General features: G+C 69.7%; 29 protein-coding genes and 2 tRNA genes. 14 read left to right on the forward strand and 17 right to left on the reverse strand.

The window, feature by feature from the left end; all coding sequences use genetic code 11:
• Nucleotides 1–71: 71 nt before the first annotated feature.
• The 4 genes from O2L01_RS24975 to O2L01_RS24990 are packed head-to-tail and all read right to left on the reverse strand — an operon-like array spanning nt 72 to nt 3350.
• Nucleotides 72–1265 (reverse strand): NAD(P)/FAD-dependent oxidoreductase, encoded by a 1194-nt coding sequence (locus O2L01_RS24975; protein WP_270124772.1) that lies wholly within the window; start codon nt 1263–1265, stop codon nt 72–74.
• Nucleotides 1262–1462: a ferredoxin gene (locus O2L01_RS24980; RefSeq protein WP_270124773.1), complete on the reverse strand. Its 201-nt coding sequence runs from the start codon at nt 1460–1462 to the stop codon at nt 1262–1264. The genes O2L01_RS24975 and O2L01_RS24980 overlap by 4 nt, the downstream gene beginning before the upstream one ends.
• Nucleotides 1463–1477: 15 nt before the next feature.
• A complete protein-coding gene (locus tag O2L01_RS24985; protein ID WP_270124774.1) occupies nt 1478–2143 on the reverse strand; it encodes a TetR/AcrR family transcriptional regulator in 666 nt (221 codons plus the stop codon).
• A 1-nt stretch (nt 2144) separates the two neighbouring features.
• Nucleotides 2145–3350, reverse strand: a complete 1206-nt coding sequence (locus O2L01_RS24990; protein WP_270124775.1) for a cytochrome P450 — start codon at nt 3348–3350, stop codon at nt 2145–2147.
• Between the two features lie 202 nt (nt 3351–3552).
• On the opposite strand from O2L01_RS24990, the gene O2L01_RS24995 reads away from it, so the two are divergent.
• Together O2L01_RS24995 and O2L01_RS25000 are read left to right on the forward strand one after the other, a co-directional pair.
• On the forward strand, nt 3553–3720 hold the full coding sequence (locus O2L01_RS24995; protein ID WP_270124776.1) for a hypothetical protein: 168 nt from the start codon (nt 3553–3555) through the stop codon (nt 3718–3720).
• Nucleotides 3721–3802: 82 nt separating this feature from the next.
• Nucleotides 3803–4126, forward strand: a complete 324-nt coding sequence (locus tag O2L01_RS25000; RefSeq protein ID WP_270124777.1) for a hypothetical protein — start codon at nt 3803–3805, stop codon at nt 4124–4126.
• A gap of 25 nt (nt 4127–4151) precedes the next feature.
• Here the strand turns inward: O2L01_RS25000 and O2L01_RS25005 are convergent, their stop codons facing one another.
• Nucleotides 4152–5192 carry a fatty acid desaturase family protein gene (locus tag O2L01_RS25005; protein WP_344469236.1) on the reverse strand — a complete coding sequence of 347 codons (1041 nt, stop codon included), beginning with the start codon at nt 5190–5192 and terminating at the stop codon, nt 4152–4154.
• Nucleotides 5193–5935: 743 nt separating this feature from the next.
• Between O2L01_RS25005 and O2L01_RS25010 the strand changes: the two genes are divergently transcribed.
• From O2L01_RS25010 to O2L01_RS25035, 6 genes are all read left to right on the forward strand, one after another.
• Nucleotides 5936–6709, forward strand: a complete 774-nt coding sequence (locus O2L01_RS25010) for a hypothetical protein (RefSeq protein ID WP_270124779.1) — start codon at nt 5936–5938, stop codon at nt 6707–6709.
• Nucleotides 6706–7080: a hypothetical protein gene (locus O2L01_RS25015; RefSeq protein WP_270124780.1), complete on the forward strand. Its 375-nt coding sequence runs from the start codon at nt 6706–6708 to the stop codon at nt 7078–7080. The genes O2L01_RS25010 and O2L01_RS25015 overlap by 4 nt, the downstream gene beginning before the upstream one ends.
• A 92-nt stretch (nt 7081–7172) precedes the next feature.
• Nucleotides 7173–7814, forward strand: a complete 642-nt coding sequence (locus O2L01_RS25020) for a gamma carbonic anhydrase family protein (protein ID WP_270124781.1) — start codon at nt 7173–7175, stop codon at nt 7812–7814.
• Nucleotides 7815–7947: 133 nt separating this feature from the next.
• On the forward strand, nt 7948–9015 hold the full coding sequence (locus O2L01_RS25025; protein WP_270124782.1) for a heavy-metal-associated domain-containing protein: 1068 nt from the start codon (nt 7948–7950) through the stop codon (nt 9013–9015).
• A gap of 30 nt (nt 9016–9045) precedes the next feature.
• Nucleotides 9046–11307: a heavy metal translocating P-type ATPase gene (locus O2L01_RS25030; protein WP_270124783.1), complete on the forward strand. Its 2262-nt coding sequence runs from the start codon at nt 9046–9048 to the stop codon at nt 11305–11307.
• A 244-nt stretch (nt 11308–11551) separates the two neighbouring features.
• Nucleotides 11552–12571, forward strand: a complete 1020-nt coding sequence (locus O2L01_RS25035; protein ID WP_270124784.1) for a PLL family lectin — start codon at nt 11552–11554, stop codon at nt 12569–12571.
• A gap of 82 nt (nt 12572–12653) precedes the next feature.
• Here O2L01_RS25035 and O2L01_RS25040 read toward each other — a convergent pair whose 3' ends face one another.
• Nucleotides 12654–13346, reverse strand: a complete 693-nt coding sequence (locus O2L01_RS25040; RefSeq protein ID WP_270124785.1) for a haloacid dehalogenase type II — start codon at nt 13344–13346, stop codon at nt 12654–12656.
• Between the two features lie 75 nt (nt 13347–13421).
• Nucleotides 13422–13757: a divalent-cation tolerance protein CutA gene (cutA, locus tag O2L01_RS25045; RefSeq protein ID WP_270124786.1), complete on the reverse strand. Its 336-nt coding sequence runs from the start codon at nt 13755–13757 to the stop codon at nt 13422–13424.
• A gap of 74 nt (nt 13758–13831) precedes the next feature.
• Here cutA and O2L01_RS25050 point away from each other — a divergent pair, with 74 nt between their 5' ends.
• The gene (locus tag O2L01_RS25050) at nt 13832–15139 is read left to right on the forward strand and encodes a replication-associated recombination protein A (RefSeq protein WP_270124787.1); all 1308 of its coding nucleotides are present in this window, start codon (nt 13832–13834) and stop codon (nt 15137–15139) included.
• A gap of 49 nt (nt 15140–15188) precedes the next feature.
• Here O2L01_RS25050 and O2L01_RS25055 read toward each other — a convergent pair whose 3' ends face one another.
• Nucleotides 15189–15758, reverse strand: a complete 570-nt coding sequence (locus tag O2L01_RS25055) for a dienelactone hydrolase family protein (RefSeq protein ID WP_270124788.1) — start codon at nt 15756–15758, stop codon at nt 15189–15191.
• A 67-nt stretch (nt 15759–15825) separates the two neighbouring features.
• Between O2L01_RS25055 and O2L01_RS25060 the strand changes: the two genes are divergently transcribed.
• On the forward strand, nt 15826–16386 hold the full coding sequence (locus O2L01_RS25060; RefSeq protein ID WP_270124789.1) for an ArsR/SmtB family transcription factor: 561 nt from the start codon (nt 15826–15828) through the stop codon (nt 16384–16386).
• A gap of 46 nt (nt 16387–16432) precedes the next feature.
• On the opposite strand, the gene O2L01_RS25065 is transcribed toward O2L01_RS25060, so the two are convergent.
• The gene (locus tag O2L01_RS25065) at nt 16433–16759 is read right to left on the reverse strand and encodes a GNAT family N-acetyltransferase (protein ID WP_270124790.1); all 327 of its coding nucleotides are present in this window, start codon (nt 16757–16759) and stop codon (nt 16433–16435) included.
• Nucleotides 16760–16844: 85 nt separating this feature from the next.
• Nucleotides 16845–18110: a glucuronoarabinoxylan endo-1,4-beta-xylanase XynC gene (gene xynC, locus O2L01_RS25070; RefSeq protein WP_270124791.1), complete on the reverse strand. Its 1266-nt coding sequence runs from the start codon at nt 18108–18110 to the stop codon at nt 16845–16847.
• 196 nt (nt 18111–18306) lie between these two features.
• On the opposite strand from xynC, the gene O2L01_RS25075 reads away from it, so the two are divergent.
• Together O2L01_RS25075 and O2L01_RS25080 are read left to right on the forward strand one after the other, a co-directional pair.
• Entirely contained in the window at nt 18307–19080 is a 774-nt protein-coding gene (locus O2L01_RS25075; RefSeq protein ID WP_270124792.1) for an NAD(P)-binding domain-containing protein, read from the forward strand.
• A gap of 125 nt (nt 19081–19205) precedes the next feature.
• The gene (locus O2L01_RS25080; protein ID WP_270124793.1) at nt 19206–20045 is read left to right on the forward strand and encodes a DUF4097 family beta strand repeat-containing protein; all 840 of its coding nucleotides are present in this window, start codon (nt 19206–19208) and stop codon (nt 20043–20045) included.
• 14 nt (nt 20046–20059) lie between these two features.
• On the opposite strand, the gene O2L01_RS25085 is transcribed toward O2L01_RS25080, so the two are convergent.
• The gene (locus tag O2L01_RS25085; protein ID WP_270124794.1) at nt 20060–23173 is read right to left on the reverse strand and encodes an AfsR/SARP family transcriptional regulator; all 3114 of its coding nucleotides are present in this window, start codon (nt 23171–23173) and stop codon (nt 20060–20062) included.
• A 241-nt stretch (nt 23174–23414) separates the two neighbouring features.
• Between O2L01_RS25085 and O2L01_RS25090 the strand changes: the two genes are divergently transcribed.
• Both O2L01_RS25090 and O2L01_RS25095 read left to right on the forward strand, forming a co-directional pair.
• Nucleotides 23415–23969, forward strand: a complete 555-nt coding sequence (locus tag O2L01_RS25090) for an RNA polymerase sigma factor (protein WP_270124795.1) — start codon at nt 23415–23417, stop codon at nt 23967–23969.
• Nucleotides 23959–24216, forward strand: coding sequence for a hypothetical protein (locus tag O2L01_RS25095; RefSeq protein WP_270124796.1), 258 nt, complete (start codon nt 23959–23961; stop codon nt 24214–24216). Before O2L01_RS25090 ends, O2L01_RS25095 begins: the two co-directional genes overlap by 11 nt.
• Nucleotides 24217–24270: 54 nt before the next feature.
• Here O2L01_RS25095 and O2L01_RS25100 read toward each other — a convergent pair.
• From O2L01_RS25100 to O2L01_RS25125, 6 genes are all read right to left on the reverse strand, one after another.
• Nucleotides 24271–24343: transfer RNA gene (locus O2L01_RS25100), tRNA-Ala, on the reverse strand.
• 113 nt (nt 24344–24456) lie between these two features.
• Nucleotides 24457–24588 (reverse strand): DLW-39 family protein, encoded by a 132-nt coding sequence (locus tag O2L01_RS25105; protein WP_218125197.1) that lies wholly within the window; start codon nt 24586–24588, stop codon nt 24457–24459.
• Nucleotides 24589–24703: 115 nt separating this feature from the next.
• Nucleotides 24704–25291, reverse strand: a complete 588-nt coding sequence (locus tag O2L01_RS25110) for a flavodoxin family protein (protein ID WP_270124797.1) — start codon at nt 25289–25291, stop codon at nt 24704–24706.
• 123 nt (nt 25292–25414) lie between these two features.
• A tRNA-Ile gene (locus O2L01_RS25115) sits at nt 25415–25491 on the reverse strand.
• Between the two features lie 228 nt (nt 25492–25719).
• Entirely contained in the window at nt 25720–26424 is a 705-nt protein-coding gene (locus O2L01_RS25120) for a DUF3566 domain-containing protein (protein ID WP_270124798.1), read from the reverse strand.
• Nucleotides 26425–26843 (reverse strand): DNA gyrase C-terminal beta-propeller domain-containing protein (locus O2L01_RS25125; protein WP_333490298.1); only part of this gene is annotated, 419 nt, incomplete at its 5' end.

The following is a 26843-nucleotide window of genomic DNA, read 5'->3' on the forward strand; positions in this document are numbered from 1 at the left end:
GCGCTTGCCTCTCTCGGGTGTCGGCGGCGCGGTGCGCCGGGGCGAGGGCGGGCGAATCCGGGGGCACGCGGCTAGGCGTAGAACACTTCGGCGCGGCGCAGCCGCGCCTGCTTCGGCATGTTCCAGCCGATCACCGCACTCACGCGGCCGTTCTCCGTGCAGCGCAGCACGAACCGGCCGTCTGCCGGGTCGCCTTCGACGACCTCGGTCGCAGCGTGCGCGCTCGGCAGGCCGTACACCTGGATCTTCACGTTGAACTGGTCGGTCCAGAAATAGGGCACGGGCGCGTACGGCGCCGCCTCGCCCAGGATGTTCGCCGCGACGACCCCGGCCTGCTCGGTGGCGTTCGTGCGGTTCTCCAGCCGCAGCGAGCGTCCGAGCCCGACGTGGTCCCACCGGGCCACATCGCCCACGGCCCAGATGCCCTCGGCCGCAAGGCACTGCGAGTCGCATACGACGCCGTTCTCGACGCGCAGCCCGGACCCGGCCAGCCATTCGGTCACCGGCGTCGAGCCGATCGAGACGACCACCGCATCCGCCGGAAGCACCTCGCCCGATTCGAGCCGGACGCCGCTCACGCGCCCGCCCGTCTCCACCAGGCCGTCCACGCCCACCCCGGGGCGAAGATCCACGCCCTGCTCAACGTGCAGCGCCGCAAGCGCTTTGGCGACTTCGCCGCCGAGCTGCAGCTCCATGGGAGCGGCCTGCGGCCCGACGAGCGTGACGCCGGCGCACAGCCGCTTCGAGGTGGCCGCGATCTCGGCGCCGAGCACGCCGTCACCGACCACCACCAGCCGACAGGACTCCGAAAGCTCGGACTGCAAGCGCAACGCGTCCTCCAGCGTGCGAAGCAGATGCACGCCGGCGATCCCCGCAGTGCCGGGGAAGGCTCGCGGCCGGATCCCGGTCGCGATGACGATCGCATCGGCACTGAGTTCACGGCCGTGCTCGGTCTTGACCCGCCGGTTCGCGGCGTCGAGACTGACGGCCGCCTCGCCGAGCGCCAGCTCGATGTCGAGATCGGCGAGCATCGCCTCCGGCCGCAGCCGTGCCCGCTCGGGTTCCCAGTCGCCGCTGAGCACCTGCTTGGAGAGCGGCGGCCGGTCGTAGGGCAGGTGCGATTCCGCTCCGAGGAGCGTCACGCGGCCGTCGAAGCCCTTGCGCCGCAGCGCTTCGGCGGTGGCGAGGCCGGCGGCCGAGGCGCCGACCACGAGCACGCTGCGGCTCCGGTTCGCGCTCCCTGCCCCGTTCGCGGGGCCGTTCACTTCGCCTCGCTCAACTCGATCGCGAGCGCCGGGCAGATGCTGGCGGCCTCGCGGACCGCGTCGAACTGGTCCTCACCGGGCGACTCCTCCAGGAGGACGACGATGCCGTCCTCGTCGCGCTGGTCGAAGACGTCCGGCGCGGCCATGACGCAGGAGCCGGCGCCGCAGCATTTGTCCTCGTAAACGGTGACCTTCATGGTGTTTCTCCTTGCTCATTCCCGTGCTGTTTCCTGGGTGTGGTGCGGGGCTTCCAGCAGGCCGACGATCGCATCGGTCAGCGCGCCCCCGGCTTCGCGCCACGACGAGCCGTAGACCGGCTCGCCCTTGGCCATCGACGCCTCTCGCGAGGCGGGGTTGAGCACCAGGAGCATCTGCATCATCCGGAACCGTTCGTCCACAACGCCTTCGGGCAGTGAAGGCACGCATCGGCGGAGTCCTTCGACCGTGCGGTCCAACGACTCGGCGCGCAGCGCCTCATCCTCGACAATGGACCGCAGTTGCGGGTCGAACTGGATCTGCGCGGCGAACCGCGCGAACCAGGACGGCGTGCCGAGCGCGTCGTAGTGCTCCATGACGGGCGCCACGAGGCATTCGACCCAGTCCCGCAGGTCCTTCGAGTCCTTGATCGCGGCGTACATGCGATCGCGGAGCGGTTCCATCTGCTCCACGTGCCTGCGCACGATCTCGCGGATGAGGTCGGTCTTGCCGCCGAAGTGGTAGCCGACGGCGGCGTTGTTGCCCTGCCCGGCGGCCTCGCTGATCTGGCGGTTCGAGACGGCCTGCACGCCTTCCTCGGCGAACAGGCGCTCGGCGGCGGCGATGATGGCGTCGCGGGTGGCCGCGACGCGGTCGGTGCGCTTGGTGCTCTGGATGTTCATGTCACCATCTAACCGGGACTGCGACCAATCCGCCGACGAGCAGGCCTTCGACCTTCTCCAGGTCGCCCTCCGGAACGGCCAGCTCCAGCGTGGGGAGCCTCCGCAGCAGCACTTCCAGGGTCACCTGGAGTTCGGTGCGGGCCAGGGCCTGCCCGAGGCAGGAGTGGAGTCCGGCCCCGAAGGCCAAGTGCGGGTTGGGAGTCCGGGCGAGGTCCATCTCGTCGGCGCGTTCGAACGCGGCCTCGTCGCGGTTGGCGGCGGCCATGGAGCAGACGACCGTGGTTCCGGGTGCGATCGTCTCGCCTGCGATCGCGATCTCCTGGTCGATGTAGCGGATCATGCCGAAGCCGGCGTTGACGTCGAGCCGCAGCGCCTCTTCGACGGCCGACCGGATGAGCTTCGGGTCGGCGAGCAGCGCCTCCCACTTGCTGCGGTCGGCGAGCAGCATCGCGATCATCTTCCCGATCATGTTGGCGGTGGTCTCGTGCCCGGCGACGAGGAGGCCTTGTCCGGTGGCGATGAGGGTCGCGTCGGACATGGTCGACTCGGGGTCGTTCGCCAGCTCGCTCAGCAGGTCTTCGCCGGGGTTCTCGCGCTTGGCGGCCACGTGGCCCGCCAGGTACGTGTAGAACTCGGTCTGCGCGGCCCGGATCTCCTCGCCGTCGTACCTGCTCATGTTGAGCAGGGTGTCGGACCAGTAGGAGAACTTGTCGCGGTCTTCCTCCGGGACGCCCAGGATTTCGCAGATCACCCATACGGGGAGCGGGAATCCCAAGCCCCCCTTGATGTCTGCGGGCGCGCCTTTGGCGGTCATCTCGTCGACGAGGCGTTCGGCGACTTCGGTGATGCGGGGCCGCAGGCGCGCCATCTGCTTGGCGGTGAACCATTTGTTGAGGTGGCGGCGCCACGCGAGGTGGCCTTCACCGTCCTGCGGGATGGCCATGGCCATCTCGGAGTTGTTGAGCGGGTCGTGGTCGCCTTCGGTGACGCTGGCGGCGTCCTGTCCGGTGCCGCGCCCGAAGCGCGGGTCGGCGAGCAGGGTCTTGACGTCGTCGTAGCGGGTGAGCAGGCGGGCCGGGTCCCCGCTGGGGAAGGTCACGTGGGCGACGGGGCATTTGCCGCGCAGCTCGGCCCATTCGGCGGGCGGCTCCAGGGTGCCTTCGTTGGGGATCGGGTATTTCAACACGTCTGTGCTGTCCTGAACCATTGCGCTGCCTCCTCGGCTTCGGCGACGATTTCGCCCTAATTGAAGCGCGGAAATCATTCTAAGTCAACTGTTTGACTTAAAATTCATCGAGAGAGGCACGAGGATCCCGACGACGACCGGCCCGCCGCGAGGGCGCCGGTCTGCCTGCGAATGGTATTCGCATACGAGCCCTTTGCCCTGTTCACGGGCATACGATCCAGATATGGCTACCGTTATTTGGATCTTGATCATCGCGTGGGTACTGCTCGCGATCCTCGGGTTCGTCATCAAGGGCCTGCTCTGGCTCGCCATCATCGGCATCGTGCTGTTCGTCGGCACTATCGTCTTCGCGGCCATCAGGCGTCGCGCCGGTCACCACCGCACGGCTTGACCGCTGCGAGCGTGCGCTCAAGACGGGGTTTCGCCTCGCCTCGAACGGGCATGCCTCCACACCCCGACAAGAGGAGACGGCCATGGACACGGCGATCGAACCGACGAAGCAATCCGAGACCGATGACGAACCGTCGCAGGCAGAGGACTGGCACGACGAGGAACACGGCGGCCATCAGAGCGGAAGTGACCTCCTGCGATCGACGCTCCCGGTCATCGTGGGGTCGGTCGCAGTCGGCATCGCCGCAGTCGCCGTAGTCGGAGTGCAGCTCAGCCGCCGTAGAAGGTCGAAGACGCTCCTGCGGCGTGCGGCGGCCCATATGGAGGACGCCAGGAAGGCCCTGTCGCACACCGCGGCCGGCCTGCCCGAACGCGGCAAGGCCGTGGTGCGGCGGGTCCACCGCTAGCCCTCCGGCCCGACCGGCGACCACCTCACCCGGCCGGGGAGATGGTGCCCTTCCGCTGGTGACGAAGGTATTCGCCGTTGCGGTGCAACTGGGCAAGGGCCTCGCGCCAGGACTGGATCAGGCCGGTCTCGTGGTAGGGGATGCCCTTCTCGGCGCAGAAGTCGCGCACGATCGGCCTGGCCCGACTCAGGTGCACCGACGGCATGCCCGGGAACAGATGGTGCTCGATCTGGAGGTTCAGGCCGCCTAGCGCGACCTCCATCAGCCAGCCGCCCTTGACGTTCCGGGAAGTCAGCACCTGCTTGCGCAGATAGTCCAGCTCAGTTTCGCCAATGAACGTCGGCATGCCCTTGTGGTTGGGGGCGAAGACCGAGCCCATGTAGAGGCCCCAGACCGCCTTGTGGATCACGATGAACGCGACCGCCTTGCCGGGCGAGAGCACCAGGAACACGACCGAGAGATACGCGACGAAGTGCACCGCGAGCAGCGCCGCCTCCATGCCTCGGTGCCTCAGGCCCGGTTTGAGGACCGATCTGATGCCCGACCAGTTGAGGTTGAAGCCCTCGAAGAGCAAGGCCGGGAAGAACAACTCCGCCTCGTACTTGATCACGAACCGGCTCAGGCCCTGGGCGACGCGCGCCTGACGCTGCGTCCACACGAACAGGCCCGGTGAGACGTCCGGGTCGAGCTCCTCATGGTTGGGGTTGGCGTGGTGGCGGTTGTGCTTCTCGGTCCACCACCCGTAGCCCATGCCGTTGGCGAGGTTGCCGGTGAACCAGCCCGCCCGCTCGGTGTCGGCGCGGCCCCGGAAGACCTGACGGTGGGCCAGATCGTGGCCCAGCAGCGCCACCTGGGCGCTCACGATGGCCATGAACACGGCCATGAACATCTGGAACCAGCTGTCGCCGATCAGGACGAAGGCCGTCCATGAGGCCACGAACACGCCGCCGACGAGCGCGAATCGGATCGCGTAGTAGCGGGGGCGGTGGCGCATGAGTCCGGCCGCGCGGATCCTGCGCGACAGCTCGGCGAAGTCACTCCCGACTCTTGCATCGCCCACGAGCACAGTCCTCTCACCAGTCGTGCGCGCTCAACGGAACCGGTCATCTCCACCATAACCATGACTCGGAACGCCGCACAAGGCGAAGGACGTTCATCCCGCAATAAGCGGTATCCCGCCACCTGGGCGATCTCGGTCACACTTCGAGTTTCTGATGCGAGACAAGGGAATCGAAGAAAACGACAATGCGCATCTAGACGGTGATGTTGACAATGCGTGCAAACATCGCTCATCATGCAGGGACCGCAATCGGCACTCTGCCTAGTGCGACAAGGGTTTACGTCGTCACCCGAATGGGTTACGTCAGAGCCCGCTCAGAACGCGACAACTCCATAGTGCAGAATTTCCAGCAGTCGCCCGGTGGCCTTGCAGCTACCAACTCCAGCCCACCGGGCGACCTAACAACGAAGGGCGAACCTATCGTGTCGTCGACGACGATACGCCATTCCGGCGTACCTGAAAACACCCATTCGGCCACGACCGCCTCATGGCGGATCGGCGAGAAGCCGTTCGACCCGCTCGACCCGGGGCCGTACGGCACACCCGGCTGGCAGCCCGACCCGCGAAGGGGCCGAAGGCGCAGAGGCGAACTCCCGGACCCACTGCCGACCGAGCGGCGACGCCCATCGCAGGTCCGCCCGGAACCGGCTGAGCCGCAAGTCCGCTCGGAACCGCTTGAGCCGCAGGACTTCTCACCGATGCGCGAGGCCGCGTACCACGCGTTCCTCCGTGACTCGGAGGAGCTGCACATGGCCCACCTCGAACCGTCCGAGCCGAACCGCGTGCTCGTCTACCTGCGCTGGTACCTCCAGATCGTGCTCGCGGTCCTGTACTGGCGAGTGCTGCCGTTCCCCGATCCGCCCTCGCGCTGCCGACGTTCACGTGCCTCATGCGAAGCGCGCCAGCCGAATCGGTATGTCGGTCGCGCTCCGGTCGCCGAGTCGGTGGAAACGATCGATGCAGCCGAGCCGCCACCAGCGGATCCGCGTGCGCTCACCGAACCGCCCGCGATTCCGGTCGAGTGGCGCACCGCCACACAGTCATTCGCCCGCCCCGCGCAGGTTCGGCCCGCGCCGGTTCGGCGTCCCGGCCCGCCGCGGCCACGCCGACCGCACCGGCCCCATCCGGTCATGGCTCCGCGAAACGGCGCTCGGAGCCGCCGCCGTGCCGACACCCGCCGCATCTTCCTGCACACCTACGGCATGACCCGCGACCAGAACCACCGAAACCTCAACTGGCCCAGGGGAAGCTGGACGGGCTTCGACGTCTCCGAAACCTTCCCGGTCAACCCTCGCCGGGGCGCGATCAAGCGCCGCCGAAACCGCCGTCCGCGAAATCTCGCGCTCGCCCGCTCGTTCCCGACCACGACTCCCGTCTTTCCGGTGGGCGCGACCAGCCGCCCGGCCCCGGTCGGGACCGCCCGGCTGCTCCCGCTCGCCCCACCGCAACTCCCGACCGAATCGCTCGGCCGCATGGTCCGGGCCGCCGCCTCGTCCCGGCTCCCGGTCGGAGGCCGACGATGAGCCGATTCCGCAACGCGCCCTTGGAGGTCCGTCGCGCCTACCAACGCGCGCTCGCCGCCCTCCCCGTCCAATCCAGCGTCGTCTTCCCTCCGGACGTCGACTCGCTCACGACCGTGGGCACCGCCGTCGTCGACGGCCAGACGCTCGCCTTCGGCATCCTCCGCAACCACCCGCGCATCTGGATCACCGCCGACGCCCCGGAGGGCCCGACCCTCCTCGGGCACCTCAGCGGAGTCGTCAACGACGTCCCCGACCTCTGGATCTGCGACCACGAATCCTGGCCCTGGATCCTGAGCGGCGACATCGCCGACCAGATCGAGGAGGCCGCCGTGCGCGTCTGGCAGGAATGCCTGCGCGATTGCGACGGCTAGTACGGCCGGGGGAGACGGCCGGTCCTCGTCGCGGCGACGCGACGTCGAAATTTGGCCAGCATGTTCGCGATCGGTGGTGCCAGACTCCGTTCATGATCGCTGAGACACAGGGAATCCGTATCCGGCATCGCGGGCATGAACCGCGGGTCCACCCCACCGCCTACGTCGCCCCGACGGCCACGCTGGTCGGCGATGTCCGCGTGGGGCCGCGGGCGCGGGTGATGTACGGCGCGGTGCTCAATGCCGAGGGGTCTCGGATCGAGATCGGGGAGGCGGCGGTGATCTGCGAGAACGCGGTGCTGCGCGGGTCTGCGGTCGTCGGCGATCAGTCAGTGGTCGTCGGCGACCATGTCTTCGTGGGGCCGCATGCCACGCTGCTGGGCTGCGAGGTCGGCAGGTGCGTCTACGTGGCGACCGCGGCGACCGTCCTCCAGAGCGCACGATTGGGGGCCGGCTCGGTCGTCGCCGTCGGCGCGCTCGTCCATGCGCGCACCGTTCTGCCGAACGAGTACTTCGTGCCGCCGCACACCGTGGCACTCGACGCGCCGGTTCGGCTGCTGGCCCCTGGCGATCCGGGCCTGGCCGAGGCCATCGGCCGGGTCGGCTTCGCGCAGGTGGCCTTCGGTGTCGACACGGAGTGGACCGACCGGATCAACCGGTACGAGCACATTGCGGAGGTGCGCGTCGCCGAGTTCGGCGCGCACGCCGACGATGAGGTCGTCGATCCCGGCTAGCGCCGTCCGGTGCACCAGCCCTGTTCCTTGGCTCACGTCTGGGCTCCACGCTTGACTTGGATACCCCCTGGGGGTAAGAATGCGAGTCATGCAGATACCCTAAGGGGGTATCATCGGAGCGGGAGGAACGCCAATGAACACCGGTACACGACTCGGCCTCTACGGCGGCGGACTCGCGGTGCTGTTCGCCGCCGCGTTCGGCACGGCCGCCGCCGTCGTCCCCGAGGACGCCGCCGACGACTGGAACGAGCAGTCCGGCCACGACGAAGAGCATGGCGGCGAGAGCGGGGAACACGGCGGTCACGATGCGGCCCAACCCGTTCGCGGCCTCTCGATCGAGCAGGACGGCTACGTCCTCAGCGAGGTCGCCGCCCCCGCGGGCGTCGGCGCGGCGGGCGAACTCGCCTTCCACATCACCGCCTCGGACGGCAGGCCGCTCACCGACTACACCCTCTCGCACGAGAAGGAACTCCACCTCATCGTGGTCCGCGCGGACGGCACCAACTTCCGCCACGTGCACCCCGAGCTCGGCGCGGACGGCACCTGGACCCTCCCCTGGACCTGGGACGCCGCCGGCACCTACCGCGTCTACGCCGACTTCGTCCCCGCCGACGGCGGCGACGGCCAGGGCGGCGCGGGCGCCGCGGAGGACGCCCCGGACGTCACCCTCACCCGCACCGTCGAGGTCACCGGCGACTACGGCCCGGTCGTCGCGACCGCGCCCTCCCTCACCGCCGAGGTCGACGGCTACACCGTGACCCTCGACGGCGACCTCACCGCCGGAACCTCCGCCGAGGTCACCGCGACCGTCACCCGCGACGGACAGCCCGTCACCACCATCGAGCCCTACCTCGGCGCGTTCGGACACCTTGTGGCCCTTCGCGAAGGGGACCTCGCTTACCTGCACGTCCACCCCGAGGGGGAGGAGCCGCAGGCGGGCGACCTCAGCGGGCCGTCCGTCGCCTTCGCGACCGAGGTGCCCACCGCGGGCCGGTACTTCCTCTACTTCGACTTCCAGGTCGAGGGCCGGGTCCACAGCGCGGCCTTCGTGATCGACGCGGGCGACCCGGAAGCCGAAACGAGCACCGATCACGACTCGGGGCACGACACTGAAAGTGCGGAGGCCTCGCCCAGCGAGTCCGCCACCGGACCCGGCGCCGAGACCACCTCGCACGATGCGACCGACGGACACGGCCACTAGGCCCCCAGCCGAGAGAGGAAGGACCACCCCATGACGACTTCGCTACCGGCCGGCCCGGTCGACCGCATCGAACTCGAGATCGGCGGCATGACCTGCGCTTCCTGCGCGATGCGGATCGAGAAGAAGCTCAACAAGGTCGAGGGCGTCAACGCCACCGTCAACTACGCGACCGAGAAGGCCCGCATCGAGGCCCCCGAGGGCACCGACCCGGCCTCACTCATCGCGATCGTCGAGAAGACCGGCTACACGGCGGCGCTCCCGGCCCCGCCGGAGCCCGAGACGACGGAGTCCGAGGACGACGAGAAGCCCGACCCGGAGCTGACGGGCCTGCGCCAGCGGCTCATCGGCTCGGTGGTGCTCTCAGTCCCCGTGATCGCGATGGCCATGGCCCCAGCGCTCCAGTTCGAGTACTGGCAGTGGGCGTCCCTGGCGCTCGCCGCGCCGGTAGTCCTTTGGGCCGCTTGGCCGTTCCACAAGGCGGCCGCCATCAACCTGCGCCACGGTGCGGCCACTATGGACACACTGGTGTCGGTCGGCACCCTGGCCGCGTTCGCCTGGTCCCTGTACGCCCTGTTCCTCGGCACGGCCGGTACGCCGGGCATGACCCACCCGTTCACGTTCAAGGTCGCCCCGAGCGACGGCGCAGGCAACATCTACCTCGAGGTGGCCGCCGGGGTCACCATGTTCATCCTGGCCGGGCGGTACTTCGAGAAGCGCTCGAAGCGCCAGGCCGGCGCGGCCCTGCGGGCGCTGCTCCACATGGGCGCCAAGGACGTCGCCGTCCTGCGCGGTGGCGCCGAGACCCGGATTCCGATCAAGGACCTGGCCGTGGGGGACGAGTTCGTCGTGCGCCCCGGCGAGAAGATCGCCACTGACGGCGTGATCGTCACCGGCACCTCCGCCGTCGACGCCTCGATGCTCACCGGCGAGTCCGTCCCGGTCGAGGTCGGCGAGGGCGACGCGGTCACCGGCGCGACCGTCAACGCGGGCGGACGACTCGTCGTGCGCGCCACCGCGATCGGCGGCGACACCCAGTTGGCGCAGATGGCGAAGCTGGTCGAGGACGCCCAGTCGGGAAAGGCCGAGGTCCAGCGCCTGGCCGACCGCGTGGCGGGGATCTTCGTGCCGATCGTCATCGCGATCGCCGTCGCGACGCTCGGGTTCTGGCTGGGCGCCGGGTACCCGACGGCGGCCGCGTTCACCGCCGCCGTCGCGGTCCTGATCATCGCCTGCCCCTGCGCCCTCGGGCTCGCGACGCCCACCGCGCTGCTGGTCGGCACCGGTCGCGGCGCGCAGATGGGCGTGCTCATCAAGGGCCCGGAGGTCCTGGAGTCGACGCGCAAGGTCGACACGATCGTGCTCGACAAGACCGGCACCGTGACCACCGGCAAGATGACCCTCACCGAGGCCGTCCCGGCCGCGGGCACCGACCGCGCCGAGCTGCTGCGCCTCGCCGGGGCGCTGGAGCACGCCTCGGAACACCCTGTGGCCCAGGCGATCGCGAAGTCCGCCGCTACTGAGGGCGCGCTGCCCGAGGTCGAGGACTTCAAGAACATCGAAGGCAAGGGCGTGCAGGGCGTCGTGGACGGCCACCTCGTCGTGGTCGGCCGCGAATCCCTCCTCAACGACTGGACCCTCGAGCTCAGTGCCGAACTGGCCGAAGCGAAGTCGGAGGCCGAACGCGAAGGCAAGACCGCCGTCGCGGTCGGCTGGGACGGCGAGGCGCGCGGCGTGCTCGTCGTCGCCGACACCGTGAAGCCCACCAGCGCCGAGGCCATCGCCCAGTTCAAGGCCCTCGGGTTGACCCCGGTCCTGCTGACCGGCGACAACACGACCGTGGCCGAGCGCATCGCCGCCGAGGTCGGCATCGACGAGGTCATCGCCGAGGTCCTGCCGCAGGACAAGGTGGACCAGGTGGCGCGGCTGCAGCGCGAAGGCCGGGTCGTGGCGATGGTCGGCGACGGCGTGAACGACGCGGCGGCGCTCGCCAAGGCCGACCTCGGCCTGGCCATGGGCACCGGCACGGACGTAGCGATCGAGGCCGCCGACCTGACCCTGGTCCGCGGCGACCTCCGGGCCGCCGCCGACGCGATCCGCTTGTCCCGCAGAACGCTCGGCACCATCAAGGGCAACCTGTTCTGGGCCTTCGCCTACAACGTGGCGGCGATCCCGCTCGCGGCCCTGGGCCTGCTCAACCCGATGCTCGCCGGTGCGGCGATGGCGTTCTCGAGCGTCTTCGTGGTCGGCAACAGCCTCCGGCTGAGGTCGTTCAAGAGCAACGCCCGCGACTGACCCCGGCTTTATCAACGCCGAGGCGCGCTTCCCATCGAAATGGGAAGCGCGCCTTGTCGTTTCGTCAGAGTCTGGCTGGGTACCGGCCCTGATTCCTGCCGCTTTTCCGCCGGTGCACCGCCTCGACAAACGCCTCGCGCGACGGCAGGCTGTGCGAGTACTGCGGGAAGGCCGCGCCACGACTGCGCGGCGAACGCCGCAACGCCATGGCCCACAAGCTCACTCGATCTCCAAGGAATCGGACATGACCTCGCTCGACCGCCGGCAATTCACCCGCTCGCTCCTCGCCCTACCGGCCGCCGCGCTGGTCGGCACGGGCCTAGGGGCACTCGCTCCCGCGGCGGCCTCGGCCGCCCCCGCCGACTGGAACACGCACTTTCTCGCGGACACGCTGAGCGGCAATATCATGTATCAAATGCGCGCCGGCGACGGAAGCTGGAACACGCGCTGGAACGAGATCGCCCCCAATCCCTACGCCCTCTACTCCCTCTCTGCTGTCGGCATCTCCAAGGATGTTCACGTCGCCGCTTGCATCGGTGAGGAGGGCCCGAAGCACGCCATCCGGAACGGCACCGACGGTTCCTGGACCGCATTCAGTCCCATTCCCTCGCAATCGGGCCCCACGGGCATCGTCAGAGTCGCGGCGACGTCCGTCGACAGCCAGCTACATGTCTTCGCCGCGACCCGCGACAGCGGCGACCTGTACCACACCGTCCGCAACGCGGACGGCACTTGGTGGGCCAGTTGGAAACTGCTCCGGACCTTCAGCAGCATCGATCACATCGCCACGACCAGAGTAGGCACGACAATCGACACCGCCGTCGTCTCCAACGGCGAAATCCTCCACTCGATCCGAAGCTCGGGCGGGACTTGGAGCGGCTGGGGCAACATCGAGAGCGCGGCCGGCGAGATCGGCGATATCAACGAGGTGACCTTGGCGGGGATCGGCTCGAATCTCCATGTCGTAGCGCTGGCCAGCGCCTACCGCATCTACCACGGCATCCGCAGAGCGGACGCGACCTGGCAGCGGTTCCAGCAGGTGCCCGTGTTCTCCGGCAAGCTTCCGTTTACCGCCAGTGCCGCCAACGCCGGCGGCGAACTGCAGTTGGGGGTCGGCGAACTGATCGACGGCAAGCAGGTCGGCAGACACACCATCCGTCGCGCCGATGGAACATGGCAGTCGGTGAGGTCCATCCCCACCGCAGGCCTGCCGACGACCGACAACGACCTGGCGACGCTGTCATTGGCCGCCACTCCCCGGTAGACCGGGGCTCAGCGGAGTCGGCAGGGCTCGACTGGGTCTAGAGGTCGGCGCTCTCGGCGCAGCGAGGCGGTATTGCCACCGGCTAGTCAGCGACGAGAGCGTCGGCCAAGGCGACCAGCCCGTCGAAGTGGGCGTCGAACGTGTCCGAATCCTTCGGCGGGTCGCCGACCGGCCGCGACACATAAGCCGTGCGCATCCCGACCCCTTGGGCGCCACGGAGATCCCACGCATGCGCCGCCACCATCAGCACCCGCTCCGGCGCGCACCCGGCCGCATCCAAAGCGAGCCGGTAAACCTCAGGCGAAGGCTTGTACGCCCGGGCCAGTTCGCACGACAACGCCTGATGCCAGCGCAGACCAGCGAAAGAGTTGAGCCGCAACAGCGCCGCACGGCTGGCGTTGGAGAGGCCGATGACCGGGAAGTGCCACGAGAGCCGCTCGAGACCGGCGACCGAGTCGTCCCAGGGGGCCAGTCGCTGGCCGGCCGTCGCCATCCTCGCGATGACCGACTCGTCGGTGATCCCGGCGCGTTCCGCGACCGCTTGGGCCGCTTCGGCATCGATGAACTCGGTGTTCGCGTAGTCGCGTTCGCCACCGGCGATGAGCGCCTGCTGCACCTCGACATGGTTCTGCCACAAGGCGACCAGCGCATCGACGTCCGGAGTCTCCGCTTCGGGCAGGGCCTCGCGGATCGCCGCGGCGATGCCGTCCGGTTCATCGACCAACGTGCCCAGCACGTCGAAGACGACCACTTCGATGTCGCGGATCTCGGTCATGAACGCTCCTGTTCGCTGTCCGGACGGTCGATCCTGCCATCGGCCCGCGCGAGGGGTCAACCGGGGCCGCGCCGGCTATTCCTCTTCGTCCGGAGCCCGCGTCGACTCGAGCACCCAGGCGCGGTAGTCCGGGTTGGCCTGGGTGATGAGGGTCGCGAGCACGCACGGCACGTCGTACGGGTGCTCCTTGCGCACGATCCGGATGATCTCCGGGACCAGCGACTGGCGGGTGTGCAGCATGACCCGGGCCTCGGGCTCGTCGTGCATGCGCCCTTCCCAGCGGAAGATCGAACGCACCTCCGTGACGTTCTGCCCGCAGGCCGCCAAGCGCTCCTCGACCAGCCGCCGCGTGAACTCGCGGAGCCAGCCGGCGTCGGGAGCGGTGATCACCACCTCGCAGATCGCTTGCACGCTGGGCCTCCTTCAGACCCGAGCATCCTCTCACGTTCGCCCCGCATGTCACACCCCAGCGTTAAGGTGGCGGCATGACCGATCCGGCGCCCGCACTGCCGCTCTTCGGCGACGACCCGCCGCGGCCCCTCGCCGACCGGCTGCGGCCGCGCACTCTCGCCGAAGTCGTCGGCCAGGACCACCTCCTCGCCGCCGATGCGCCCCTCGGCCGGATGGTCGCGCGCGGGAAACCCGTCTCCACGATCCTGTGGGGCCCGCCCGGATGCGGCAAGACCACCATCGCGCGGCTCCTCGCCGAGCAGACGAACCTGGCGTTCGAGCCCCTGTCGGCCACATTCTCGGGCGTCGCGGACCTGCGAAAAGTCTTCGCGGCCGCGCAGCAGCGCCGCGAAATGGGCCAGGGCACGATGCTGTTCGTCGACGAGATCCACCGGTTCAACCGCGCCCAGCAGGACTCGTTCCTGCCGTACGTCGAGGACGGCACGATCATCCTCGTCGGCGCCACCACCGAGAACCCCAGCTTCGAACTCAACGGCGCGCTCCTCTCCCGCTGCCAGGTGTTCGTCCTCCACCGGCTCGACACCGCCGCACTCGAAACGCTCCTCGCCCGCGCCGAGCAGGAAGTGCGGCCCGTCCCGCTCGAGGACGAGGCGCGCGGCTCCCTCATCGCCATGGCCGACGGCGACGGCCGCTACCTGCTGAACATGGTCGAGCAGCTCCAAGAACTGCCCGAAGGCACGCCGCCCCTCGATACGGCCGCGCTCGCGGAGACGATCCAGAAGCGCGCGCCGCTGTACGACAAGGCCCAGGAGAGCCACTACAACCTCATCTCGGCCCTGCACAAGTCGATGCGCGGCTCCGACCCGGACGCGGCCCTGTACTGGCTCGCGCGGATGCTCGACGGCGGCGAGGACCCGCTGTTCATCGCACGGCGCATCACGCGGTTCGCCAACGAGGACATCGGGATCGCCGACCCGCAGGCCGTGCAGCAGGCGCTCGCCGCCTGGGACGTCTACGAGCGGCTGGGTTCGCCGGAAGGGGAGCTGGCGATCGCGCATGCCGTCGTCTACCTCGCGACCGCGCCGAAGTCGATCGCGGTCTACCGGGGTTTCGGCGAGGCGATGCGGAGCGCGAAGCAGACCGGTTCGCTCGCGCCGCCGCCGCACATCCTCAACGCGCCAACGAGGTTGATGAAGGACATCGGGTACGGCAAGGGATACCAGTACGACCCGGACAGCGAGGACGGCTTCTCGGGCGCGGACTACTTCCCCGAGGACATGGAGCGCGAGCGGTTCTACCGGCCCACGCGCAACGGGTTCGAGGCGCGGGTGGGCGAGCGGCTCGAGCACTGGGCCGAGCTGCGCGCCAAGAAGCAGGGCTGAGCAGCCCGGCCGAGTACTGCTGCGGCGCTTGGCGTCAGGGCACGCGCGATCAGACCGAGGCGAGGAACGCCTTCACCCGCTCCGTGAGCAGCGCGGCCGCCTCCGGGTCGTAGTCGTCGAGCGAGGAGTCGGCGAAGAGGTGCTGATCGCCGGGGTAGAGGAACAGTTCGGCGTCGCCCGCGACGCCGACAAGCTCGCGCGCGGCCGGAAGGTCCTCGTCGAAGAATTCGTCGCCTTCCTTGCCGTGGATCTGCACCGGCACTCCTTGCGGCCAGGCCTCCCCGAACTCCGAGACCGGGATGCAGGAGTACATGAGCAGGGCCCCGCGGGCGCCCGGCCGTGTCTGCGCGAGTCGCTGGGCGATCGTGACGCCGAAGGAGAACCCGGCGTAGACGAGTTCGGGGCCGAGCTCGTCCGCTGCGGCGGCGCCGCGCTTCCGGATCGTGTCGAACCCGGTGGCGCGGGCGAATGCGAACGCCTCCTCGTGATCGCCGAACGTGCGGCCCTCGAACAGGTCGGGCGTGTGCACGGTGTGGCCGGACTGCCGCAGGTCGTCGGCGAAAGCCGAGACGCCGTCCGTCAGTCCCTGGATGTGGTGGTACAGCAGGATTTCGGCCACGTCAGCGTCTCCTGTCTCCAATTGATCGGCGTTTCTGGATCATTCCACGATGCTAGTCTGTTCTGTCATGACGGACAACCCCCCGGGTTACGAGCTCGCCGATCGGATGGCCTTGACCGATCCGGCGCAGGTGAAGGCCGTAGGCCACCCGGTCCGCACCGCGATCCTGCAGCTCCTCCACGAGCGGGCCGCGACCGTCACCGAGCTCGCGGCCGCGATCGAACGCCCCAAGAGCACGGTCGCGCACCATGTGGACGTGCTCTTCCGCAACGGCCTGCTCCAAGTGGTGCGCACGAGGAAGGTGCGGGCGATCGAGGAGCGCTTCTACGGTCGCACCGCGCGCATGTTCTACGTCGCGGCAGAGGCGTCGCCCGCCGGAGCGACGTCAGGGGACTTCAACGATTTCGAGGTGGCCGCACGCGAATCGGCGGCGGCGTTCGAGGAGGGGAAGCTCTGGGGTTTCATCCGGCATGCGCGCCTCTCGGAGGAGCAGGCCTCGGCGTTCTGGGACCGCATGGCCGAACTGGTCGACGAGTTCGACCGGCTGCCGAGGTCCGGCGAGACCACCTACGGGTTCGCGATCGGCGTCTACCCCACTGCTCATCCGAGCCTGCCGAGCACGGAGTGACCCGCGCGCCGCAGCTGAACGCGGCGAAGGCCGACACGCAGCCGCGTCAGGTCTCTTCGCCGAGGTGGATCGCCTTCTCGTGCATCATGTGGGCGTGCTCGGGGTGGCGTTCGAGCCATCCGGCGATGAACGGGTCGACGGGCTCGATCCGCCTGCCGGACTCGCGTGCCGCCGCGAGCGCGAAGCGCGCCAGCGCCGCGCCGATGCCCTTGTTCTGCAACTCTTCCGGCACTTCGGTGATGGAGAGCATCGTCGTGCCGTCGTTGTGGCGGTATTCGGTGTAACCGACCAGCTCGCCATCGACATAAGCCTCATAGCGGCTCTTCTCGGGCGCGTCGGTGACTTGGACGACGAGGCGCTCCTTGACGGACATGGATCCTCCTTCAGGTGGGCGGGCGCCCGCGAGGGCGCCCGCTTCGAGTGGGAGGAGTACCCGCTGCGGCCGGGTTCTCACCCGGTCAGTTGATGACGAACGTGCGGATGCTGCTCGCCGGGAGCTGGGCGCCGAAGGAGCCGTTGGTCATGGTGGGGGAGGAGGACGCCGCGAGCGTCTGGCTCGAGGTCGTCACCCAGCTGGCGACGGTGGCGTTGCCGCCGCCCTGCACCGTGAACGGGAAGTACACGGCCGAGGAGTTCTTGTTGATGGCGACGATGACGATCTTGGCGCCGCTCTTGAACGCCGTGATGTAGACGTTCGCCTGCGGGTTCGCGGTGGCGGTGATCCGCTGGTACCCGGGGCGCACCCACTTGGAGAAGTGGGCCATGTTCGCCCCGCGCTTGCTGATCTGGCCGTCCTCCCGCATCGGGCCGTAGCTGCGGCGGATGTACCACCACACGTAGGTCTGGAAGCGGCCGTAGACGAGTGCGCGGTGGATGTGCTCGCCGGTGTCGAGCGCGCCGGGCCAGAGGTCGGCCGAGTCGGTGCTGTTCGGGTGGTAGACCTCGGTCATCCACAGCTCCTTCCCGCCGCCCTTCTGCTGGAAGAGCGGGTACGGGAGGTCGGCGTTCTGGGTGCCGTAGAGGTGGGCGCCGATGATGTCGACGTTGCCGAGGGCGAGGGAGTCGTTGAGGATCGGGTCGGACATGTTCTTGCGGTACTGGAACGATTCAGGCGCGATGACGCGGGTGCCGATCGTGCCCGCGTTGTTGCGGCAGAAGTTGAGCATCTCGGTCGGGGTCCAGGCGGTCCAGTCGTGCGCGTAGTCCGGTTCGTTCTGGACGGAGATGCCGTAGAGGTCGACCCCGTTGTTCGCCATGAACTGGTCGAAGTCGTTGAGGTACTGGGCATAGTCGTCGTACATGTCGTAGCGCAGCCGCTTACCGCCGGAGAAGGTCTCGGTCATGGAGGCCGGCGGGTTCCACGGGGACGCGAAGACCTTCGCGCCGAGCGCTTGGGCGCGTTGGGCGGTGGCGACCTCGCGGCTCCAGTTGTTGCGGTCCTCGTGGACGGGGATGCGGAGGATGGAGAAGCCGAGCTGGTTGGCGCCGTTGCCGAACGCGGTGTCGCGCTGGGCGGCGGTGAGGTCGGCGATCCAGACCGCGTGGTTCATGCCGCCGAAGCCCTGGATGGTCTGCTGGACGGTGTTGGGCTCGACCAGGATGGTGGTCTGGGCCGCGGCGGGTTCGGCGGCGGCGAGTACCGGGAGGGCCGCGCCGGCGGTGAGCAGGGACCGCCGTTTCAGCTTCGCTTTCGTGGTCTCGGGTTCGTTCGGGTGATGCGCCATTGCTCCTCCTGAAGCTGGAGATGTTCCGAAACTTTCGGGCGATACCGGTTGCCGAATTCAGCATAAATTTGGGTTCATGCGCCGTCAATCCCAGCTCAAGTACTAATTTTTATTGATGCACTTCAATTCATAGTTCCGAAAGTTTCAGAACCTGCGTTCGCGTACGCTAGCCTCGAGCGCGACGAAGGGAGACACGGTGGAACGCATCGGATTCATCGGCGTAGGCGAGATCAGCAAGGCGATGGTGGAAGGCCTCAGCGACGGCACCCAGGAGGCCCCGCCCATCAGCCTCTCCCCGCGCAACGCCGCCACCGCCGCCGACCTCGCCGAGCGCTTCCCGAATGCTCTGGTGCGCAAGGACAACCAAGAGGTCGTGGACCACTCCGACATCGTGCTCATCGCGTTGCGCCGCGCCGACCGGCACGACGCCCTCGCCGGGCTCCGGATCAGCGCCGAGAAGACCATCGTCAACGTCATCCCCGGTGTCGCCGCCGACGAGCTGCGCCGACTCCTCGGCACCGACGCGCCCATCGTGGCCGCCATCCCCCTCCCCACCGTGCGCGAACGCGGCTCCGTCACCGTCATCTACCCCGCCCACCCGGTGGCCGAGGCCTTCTTCGACCGGCTCGGCGGCGCCCAGCCGGTCCCCGACGAGACCGCCTACAACGTGCTCTCCGCGGTCTCCAGCACCGTGAGCACCTACCTGGCCTACCTTGGCGCCCTTGCCGACTGGGCCGCCCGGAACGGCGTCCCGCAGGAGGCCGCCGACCGGTACGTGCGCAGCCTCTTCCAAGGCGTGAACCGCTCCCTCGGCGAGGAGTCCAAGCCGCTCCAGGCCATCGCCGCGGAGCACGAGACGCCCGGCGGCAGCAACGAGCGCATCCGCACCACCTGGTTCGACCAGGCCAACGGCGCCGCGCTGGGAACCGCGCTCGACGGGCTCCTCGCCGACCTCGAGCAACCGCACTGACCGGCGAACTTACCTGCGATGACGGATGTCAGCGGCCGTGAAAGGGGAACGCAAGGCCGGTGACAGCGCGCGGGCGCATCGTTATGGCATCAAGCCAGCGAGACCGCACCGAAAGAGGCACTGACATGCAGACCTTCACCACCCCCGCGCCGATCACCGCCGCCGTCGAGATCATCCTCGGCGACATCCGCTTCACCGCCACCGACCGCACCGACACCGTCGTCGAGATCGCCCCGATCGACCCCACCCGCAAGCTCGACGTCACCGCCGCCGAGCAGGTCAACGTCGAGTTCGAGGACGGCAAGCTCCGCGTCTGGCACCCGAAGCTCCGCACCGCCTTCGCCCGCAAGTTCGGGTCCGTGCGCGTCCACGTGCAGCTCCCGACCGGCTCGAACGTCCAGGGCGACACCGCCGACGGCGAGTACGTCGTCCAAGGCGAGGTCGGCGCCTGCCGCCTCAAGAACGCCATCGGCGACATCAAGGTCGCCCGCGCCGCCGAGGTCCGCGTCAAGACCACCGGCGGCCGGATCACCGTCGACCACGTCCACGGCAAGGCCGAGGTCAGCGGCAGCGGCGATGTGCGCGTCAACCACGTCGGCGGCGAGGCCGTCGTGAAGAACATCGGCGGCAATACCTGGATCGGCGACGTCGACGGCGACCTCCGTGTCAACTCCGCCAACGGCCCCATCGCGATCGGCGCGGCGCACGCCGCCGTCGAGGCCAAGACCGCCATCGGCGACATCACGATCGGCCGGATCGGCACCGGCCCGGTCGAGGTCACCACCGCCGTCGGCCGGCTCGAGATCGGCGTCTCCGTCGGCACCGTCGTCGAACTCGACGCGAAGTCCGCGACCGGCCGCGTCCACAACCACGTCGCCGTCGCGGGCGTGCCCGGGCGGACCGTGAAGGTGCGGGCCCGCACCTCCGGCGGCAACATCACCGTCAAGGAGGCGCAGGCGAACTAAGCCGTTGCGGCCCTTCACGAGGCGAGAGCCGCCTCCCCGATCGCCCGCCAATCCCCTTCGTGCCCAAGGCGCATCGCCTCGGCGAAGTCCGCTTCGCCGAGGCTTTCGCGCGCTGCGGCGGCGATGCGGGCCGCGTCCGGCTGCGACCGGTCGGCGGTGCCGCGAGCGGTGTCGGCGGCGCCGAGCAGCCGGACGGCCTCGTCGTCCCGGCCTTCGCGCGCGGCGACGTCCGCGACCGCGATGAGGGCGAGCGCGCTGAGCGGCGGGTACCCGAAATCGGCGGCGGCACGGAAGGCCGCCGCGGCGTGCACGCGGGCGGCCGCGGGGTCGTCGGCGAGAAGCGAGCGCTGGATCGACCCGGAGATCGCGACCGCGGCACTGTCGCCCTCAGGCCGGGAGGGCATGCGCGCGAGGTGCTCGCGGGCCTCCTCACCGTCGCCGCGCCAGCGCGCGAGGTTCGTCTTGGCGAGGAGCAGCTCGGCGACTGTTCCGGGCCAGGTGATGCCGTCGGCGAGGCGCTCGGCCCTGGCGAGCGCGGCGCGGCTGGCGGTCGCGTCGCCGCGCATCCAGTGCAGCTCGGCCTCGCGGGCGAGGAGCGAGACGACCTCGTCGTCGGAGCCGAGTTCGGCAAGGGCGGCGGCGGCCTGGTCGAGGTGGTCGCACGCGGCGTCGAGGTCACCGGCGGCGGCGTAGAGCTCGGCGAGGACGTGGAGGCACGAGTAGATGCCCCACCGTTCGCCGATGGCCCGGAAGTCGGCGAGGGCGGCGGCGATCTCGGTGTCGACACCGGTCGCGTCGCCGCCGACGGTGAGGCTGAGGCGACCACGGCTGAGACGGGCGAGGGCGCTGACCCACGGATCGGGGTGGTCGACGAGCGGGTCGAACGCGGAGAGGAAGTCCGCGGGGTGGGTGATCATGCGCGCCATGGGGGTCACGAAGCTGAGCATCGGGTGGTCGGAGCCGGAACGCTCAGCGGCCTCGTGGGCCTTCATGATCCAGTCCTGCGCGACGTACTGGTCGCCGCCGAAGCCGGCGGAGACGAAGACGCTCACGATCGTGTAAGCGAGGGCGCGGACGGCGTCGGGTGCGTCGCCGTCGAGGGACGCGGCGGCGATGGCCCAGTCGGTGCCCTCGGCCTTGTGGCCGCCGATGTACCAGTACCAGCCGGCGGCGCCGACGAGCCGCATCGCGGACTCGGCTGCTCCGGCGGCGACGGCGGCGCGCAGGGCGGCGGCGATGTTGTCGTGCTCGGCGCCGACACGGGCGAGCCATTCGACCTGTTCGGCGCGGCGCAGGTGCGGGTCGGCGGTCTCGGCGAGCTCGGTGACGAACGCGAGGTGGGCGCGGCGGGCGGCCTCCGCGCCGCCGTCCTCGGTGAGGCGCTGGGCCGCGTACTCGCGGATGGTGTTGAGCATCCGGTAGCGCGGCTCGCCCTCGCCGTCGGTGCGCAGGAGCGACTTCTCGGTGAGGGTGGTGAGCAGGTCGAGCGCGTACTCGCCTTCGGGGCAGACCCGTTCGGCCGCTTCGAGGCTCACCCCGCCGGTGAACACGGAGAGGCGGCGCAGGAGCTCCCGTTCGGCCTCGCTGAGGAGGTCCCAGCTCCAGTCGACGACCGCGCGGAGCGTGCGGTGGTGGGCCATGGCGGTGCGGCTGCCGCCGGTGAGGAGCTGGAACCGGTCGTCGATGCGGTCGGCGAGCTGCTCCACGGACATCGTGCGCAGGCGCGCGGCCGCGAGCTCGATGGCGAGCGGCATCCCGTCGAGCGCCCGGCAGATGCGGGCCATAGTGGACAGTGTGGCCTCGTCGCCGCCGATGTTGCGGCGCACCGCTTCCGCGCGGTCGCGCAGGAGCCGCACGGCCGGGGACGCGGCCGCCTCCTGCGGGCTCGCCCCCGCGGCGGGCAGCGCGAGAGGTTCGACCTGCCACAGCGCCTCGCCGGTGATGCCCAGCGGCTCCCGGCTCGTGGCGATGATCCGCAGGGAGCGGCATTCGCCGAGGAGCCGGTCGGTGAAGGCCGAGACCTCCTCGATCACGTGCTCGCAGTTGTCGAGGACGAGGAGCATCACGCGGTCGCGGATCGCCGCGACGAGCCGGTCCGCCGCGTCGCCGCCGGCCGCGCCCTGCTGGTCGCGCAGGCCGATCGCGGTCAGGACCGCTTGCGCCAGTTCGTCACCGGAGTGCAGCGGCGCCAGCTCGACGAGCCACGCGCCGTCGGGGAGGTCGCCGAGCATGGTGCGGGCGGTCTCGACCGCGAGGCGGGTCTTGCCGGCGCCGCCCTCGCCGTGGAGGGTGACGAGCCGGTGCCGGGACGCCAGGTCGGCGACGGCCGCCACGTCGTCCTCCTTGCCCACGAACGCGGTCAGCTCCGCGCGGAGGTTGGTGCGGCGGTTCTCGGTGCGGCCGCCGATCTCGCCGCGCAGCAGCGCGATGTTCAGCGCCGAGAGCTCCGCGGACGGGTCCACGCCCAGCTCGTCGCCCAGCCGCTCCGAGAGCTGCTGGTACACGGTCAATGCCTCGGCGCTGCGGCCGGCCTCGGCGAGCGCCCGCATCAGGGCGGCCACGAAGCCTTCGCGCATCGGGTACCTCGCGACCAGATCGGTCAGCTCGGTGATGAGGTCCGCGCCGCGCCCGAGCCGGATCTCGGCGTCCACGCGGTCGCCCAGGACCGCGACGTACCGCTCGTTGAGCCCGACCACGACCGAGTCGAACGCCTTGCTGCCCAACAGGGCGACGCCCTCCATGGCGGCGCCGCGCCACAGGCCCAGGGCCTCGCGCAGCAGCTCCGCCTTCTCGGCGTCCTCGGCGGTGCGGGCCCGCGCGACCAGGGCCTCGAAGCGGTTCACGTCCACCGAATCGGGCTCGACGGCGAGCACGTACCCGCCGGCCTTCGACTCGACAGCGCCCTTCGGGAGGGCCTTGCGCAGCCGGGACACCAAGACCTGCAAGGCGTTCGCCTCGTCGGAGGGCGGCTCCTCGCCCCACACCCAGTCCACCAGGCGGGTCTTGGGGACGATCCGCCCCGCTTCGAGGGCCAGCGCCGCGAGCAGCGCCCGCGAGCGCGCCCCGGGGAGGTTCACGGGGGTCCCGTCGACCTGGACCTCAAACGCACCGAGCAATCCGATTCTCACCGGCCCATCTTGCCGCATCGGCGCACCGGCGATCAACGCCGCTGTCAGCCCGTCCAGGGGAGGGGAGAAAATCGGAGCCGGCGCGAATCCTTCGCGCCCGTGCGCGCCTCTCTTAGCCGACCGGTCAGAAGGGCCGGTCCTGATTCGGAGGTTCTCATGGTCATCGGTATCGCAGTCGGCGTCCTGGTGCTGCTCATGGTCATGTGCAGCATCGTGGTGCTGCGCAGAAGGAGCCGGTCGCGTGGCTGAGCACGAATGGCCCGACGGGGCACTGATCACGGCCGCGCAGGACGGGGACGCGGGGGCGATCACCGCGCTCGTCTCCGGCTCGCACCCGCATGTGCGGCGGTTCGCGCACTCCCTCTGCACCACACCGCAGGACGCGGAGGACGCGGCGCAGGAGGCGCTCATCATCCTGTACCGCAAGATCGGGATGCTGCGCGCCACCGGGGCGCTCGCGGCGTGGATGTTCCGCATCGTGCGCAACGAGTGCATCAGGCGCGCCAGGCTGGCGCTGCGCCCGCGCGATCCGCTCCCGGACCGCTCGACGCCCTCCGCGGAGGAAGAGGCGTTGCAGCTCTTGGAAGCCGGGATCGTCGCCGATGTGATCGCGGCGCTGCCGGGGGACCAGCGGCGCGTGCTCATCATGCGCGACATCCAGGGCTACAGCGGCCGCATGACCGCCGACGCGCTCGGCATCAGCACGGCCGCGATGAAGTCGCGGCTGCACCGTGCGCGGGCGGCCGTCCAGGAAGGGCTCGTTGGGGACAGGTCGGAGGAGTGCGATGGCCGGTAACGGCGGTTTCGCGAGCAAGTCCGTGGCGCGGCATGTGACGCGCGGGGTGATCGGCTTCGGCGCGATCGTCGCCGCGTTCGCGCTCCTGCCGGTCTTCGGCCTGTGGAGCCTGGCGCTCGCGCCGGTCGGCCTGCTGGCCCTGCGCGGCTGCCCGGTCTGCTGGGTCCTCGGCATGATCGAGACGGTGTCGATGGGCCGCCTCCAGCGTGAATGCGTGGACGGCGCCTGCCAGCTGCGCAGCCATTGACCAGGCGAGATACGAGGAAAGGCGGCCGTCGTCAGACGGCCGCCTTTTCAGCGGTGGAGCCTAGGAGAATCGAACTCCTAACCCCCTGCTTGCAAAGCAGGTGCTCTGCCAATTGAGCTAAGGCCCCTCGGTCAGTCGCGCGGCCTGAACCCTACGAGACTGGACCCTCCAAGTATCGCCGCCCCGCTCACCGCAACAGCGAGGATACCCGGATCGCAGTGAGCTGGCTAACGCGTTTCGCTAGCGAACGTCCTCGGCGGAGGTGGTGGCCTCGTGCCACAGGGTGCGGTCGTCGTTGATCGACTTGACCTTCTTGGCCACGACGAACGCGACCGTGGCCACCCCGGCGACGATCAAGATCTTCTTCCACATGGACCCAGGCCCCCTATATCAGAGATTGCCGCGTACAGCAACGCCGTGATCGGCATTGCACGATGCGCCTCAGCATAGCGAACCGCGACCCGACCGGCCGCCGGGCCGGTACCTGTCAGTACAGAACGTCCGGGGTTTCGACGCCGTCCTCGAAGAACGTCTTCGCGGCCGCGCGGGCCCGCTCGTCGCGGTCCACGTCGCCCGGGCGGGAGCCGTAGCCGAGGAGCACGCCCCGCCAGTCCATCTTCAAATACGCGGCGCTCAGCCGCAGCGTCCCGGCCAGCGGGTCGGCCACCCCGGGCTCGTCGTCTCCGTGTGCGGTGACGCCCCACAGCCGCCGCCCTGCCATGCGGGCCTTGAAGTCCAGCCCGGGCACGCGCAGCCAGCCCGACCAGTAGTCGAGGTAGTTCTTGATCGAGCCGCTCACCGAGTACCAGTACAGGGGCGAGGCGATCACGATGTCCGTGGCGGCGAGGGTCGCGTCCTGGACGATCTGCTCGGCGCCCTCGGCGAACGGCGTCGTCCCGTCCCCGGTGTGGCGGCGGTCGGTGAACGGCGGCAGGCCCAGCTCGCCCACGTGGATCCACCGCTGCGGCACCTCCGGCTCGAGGTGCTCGGCGGCGGCGCGCGCCAGAACCTCGGTGTTGCCGCCGGTGCGGGCGCTGCCGAGGAGGAACAGGAACGAGCGGGGCGCGTCGGGCATGGCGGGCTGCTTTCTCGAAGGGGGAACGGGCCATCCGGTGCAAGGCCGCGACGGCGCCCGGGTATTCCGCAGGGCGGCGGGAACCACAGGCATGAAAAAACCCGCCGGTTCACGGCGGGTTGTTGGTGGGCGTACCAAGACTCGAACTTGGGACCTTCGAGTTATCAGCTCGACGCTCTAACCACCTGAGCTATACGCCCTTACAGGTTGCGGCCTCATCGGCAGCGCTGAGAAAGATTACCTCATGCCCCGGCGATTCGCCGAACAGGCCCCCTGCCCTAAGGGACGGCCGTCACTGCACATCGAGGGGCGGCGCCCCGGTGCTCTGCGGGGCGGCGCCCCTGTGCTCTGCGGGGCGGCGTCCCGTGCCGGCCCGGGAAAGCGAATGCCCGCGGCCGGAAGGCCGCGGGCACCCGTGTCGCTTGTCGCTAGTCGCGTTCGGCGAGGGTCACCTCGACGCCGCCGACGAGGTCGGCGCACACGTTGTAGATGAACGAGCCGAGCGTCGCCAAGGCCGTGAACAGGACCATGTTCACCACGCCGAGCAGGGCCGCGGCCCCGATGACGCCCTTCGCGGTGATCCGGAACGGCGCCGCGCCGCCGGCCGCGTCGTCGGCGTTCGTGCCCATGAGCATCTGCAGCATGTCGTTCACGGTGTCGAACACGCCCATCGCGTCGAGCGCGATGTACAGGACCGTGGTCGCCACGACCATCACGATGAACAGCACGATCGAGACGGCGAACGAGAACTTCATCACCGACCACGGGTCGACCCGCTTGAGCCGCAGGCGGGCCCGGCGCGGACCGCGCGCGGCCGCCTGGCTCACCGCGGCGCGCGCGGCGCGGACGGCGTCCGCGACGCGGGCCGAGGAGGCCACTCCCGCGGCCTGGTTGGCCGCGGTGTTCCCCGTGGGCGAGGACGGGATCGAATCCGGCGTCACCGGCGGCGGGGTCATCCCCGGCGGGCGGCGCAGCGTCAGCGTCTGGTCCTGGGCGGGAGCGGGCGGCGATGAGACCGAGGACGCCGAGTCATCGGATGTCGCCTGCCCGGCCGGCTCGGACGCCTCGGAGCTGAACTCCGGGACGTCGTCTTCGCGCTCGGTCTCCGCAGCGGTGGCCTTCGCGTCGGTCATCTACTCGTCCTGCCCCTCATCGGGTTCCGGTTCCTCGGCGCTCTGGGTGATCGCGAGCAGCGAGACCTCGTCGGGCAGGTCGATCAGCTTGACGCCCATAGTGTTGCGGTCCGAAGTCTTGCGGACCGGCTGCACCGGAGTCCTGATGACGCCTCCCTCCGAGGTGATCGCGAACAGCTCGTCGTCCGGCGTCACCGACAGCGCCCCAACCAAGTCGCCGCGCCGTTCCGTGATCTTCGCGGTCAGGACGCCCTTGCCGCCGCGGCCTTGCGGCGGATACGCGTCGACCGGAGTCCGCTTCGCGTAGCCGCGGCTGGTGGCCACGAGGATGTCCATATTATCGCGCAGAACGATCATGGTGAGCAGTTCGTCGTCTCCGACGAACCGCATCCCGATCACACCGCTGGTCGCGCGGCCCA

This window comes from Glycomyces lechevalierae (assembly GCF_027622945.1).
Taxonomy (GTDB): domain Bacteria; phylum Actinomycetota; class Actinomycetes; order Mycobacteriales; family Micromonosporaceae; genus Glycomyces; species Glycomyces rutgersensis.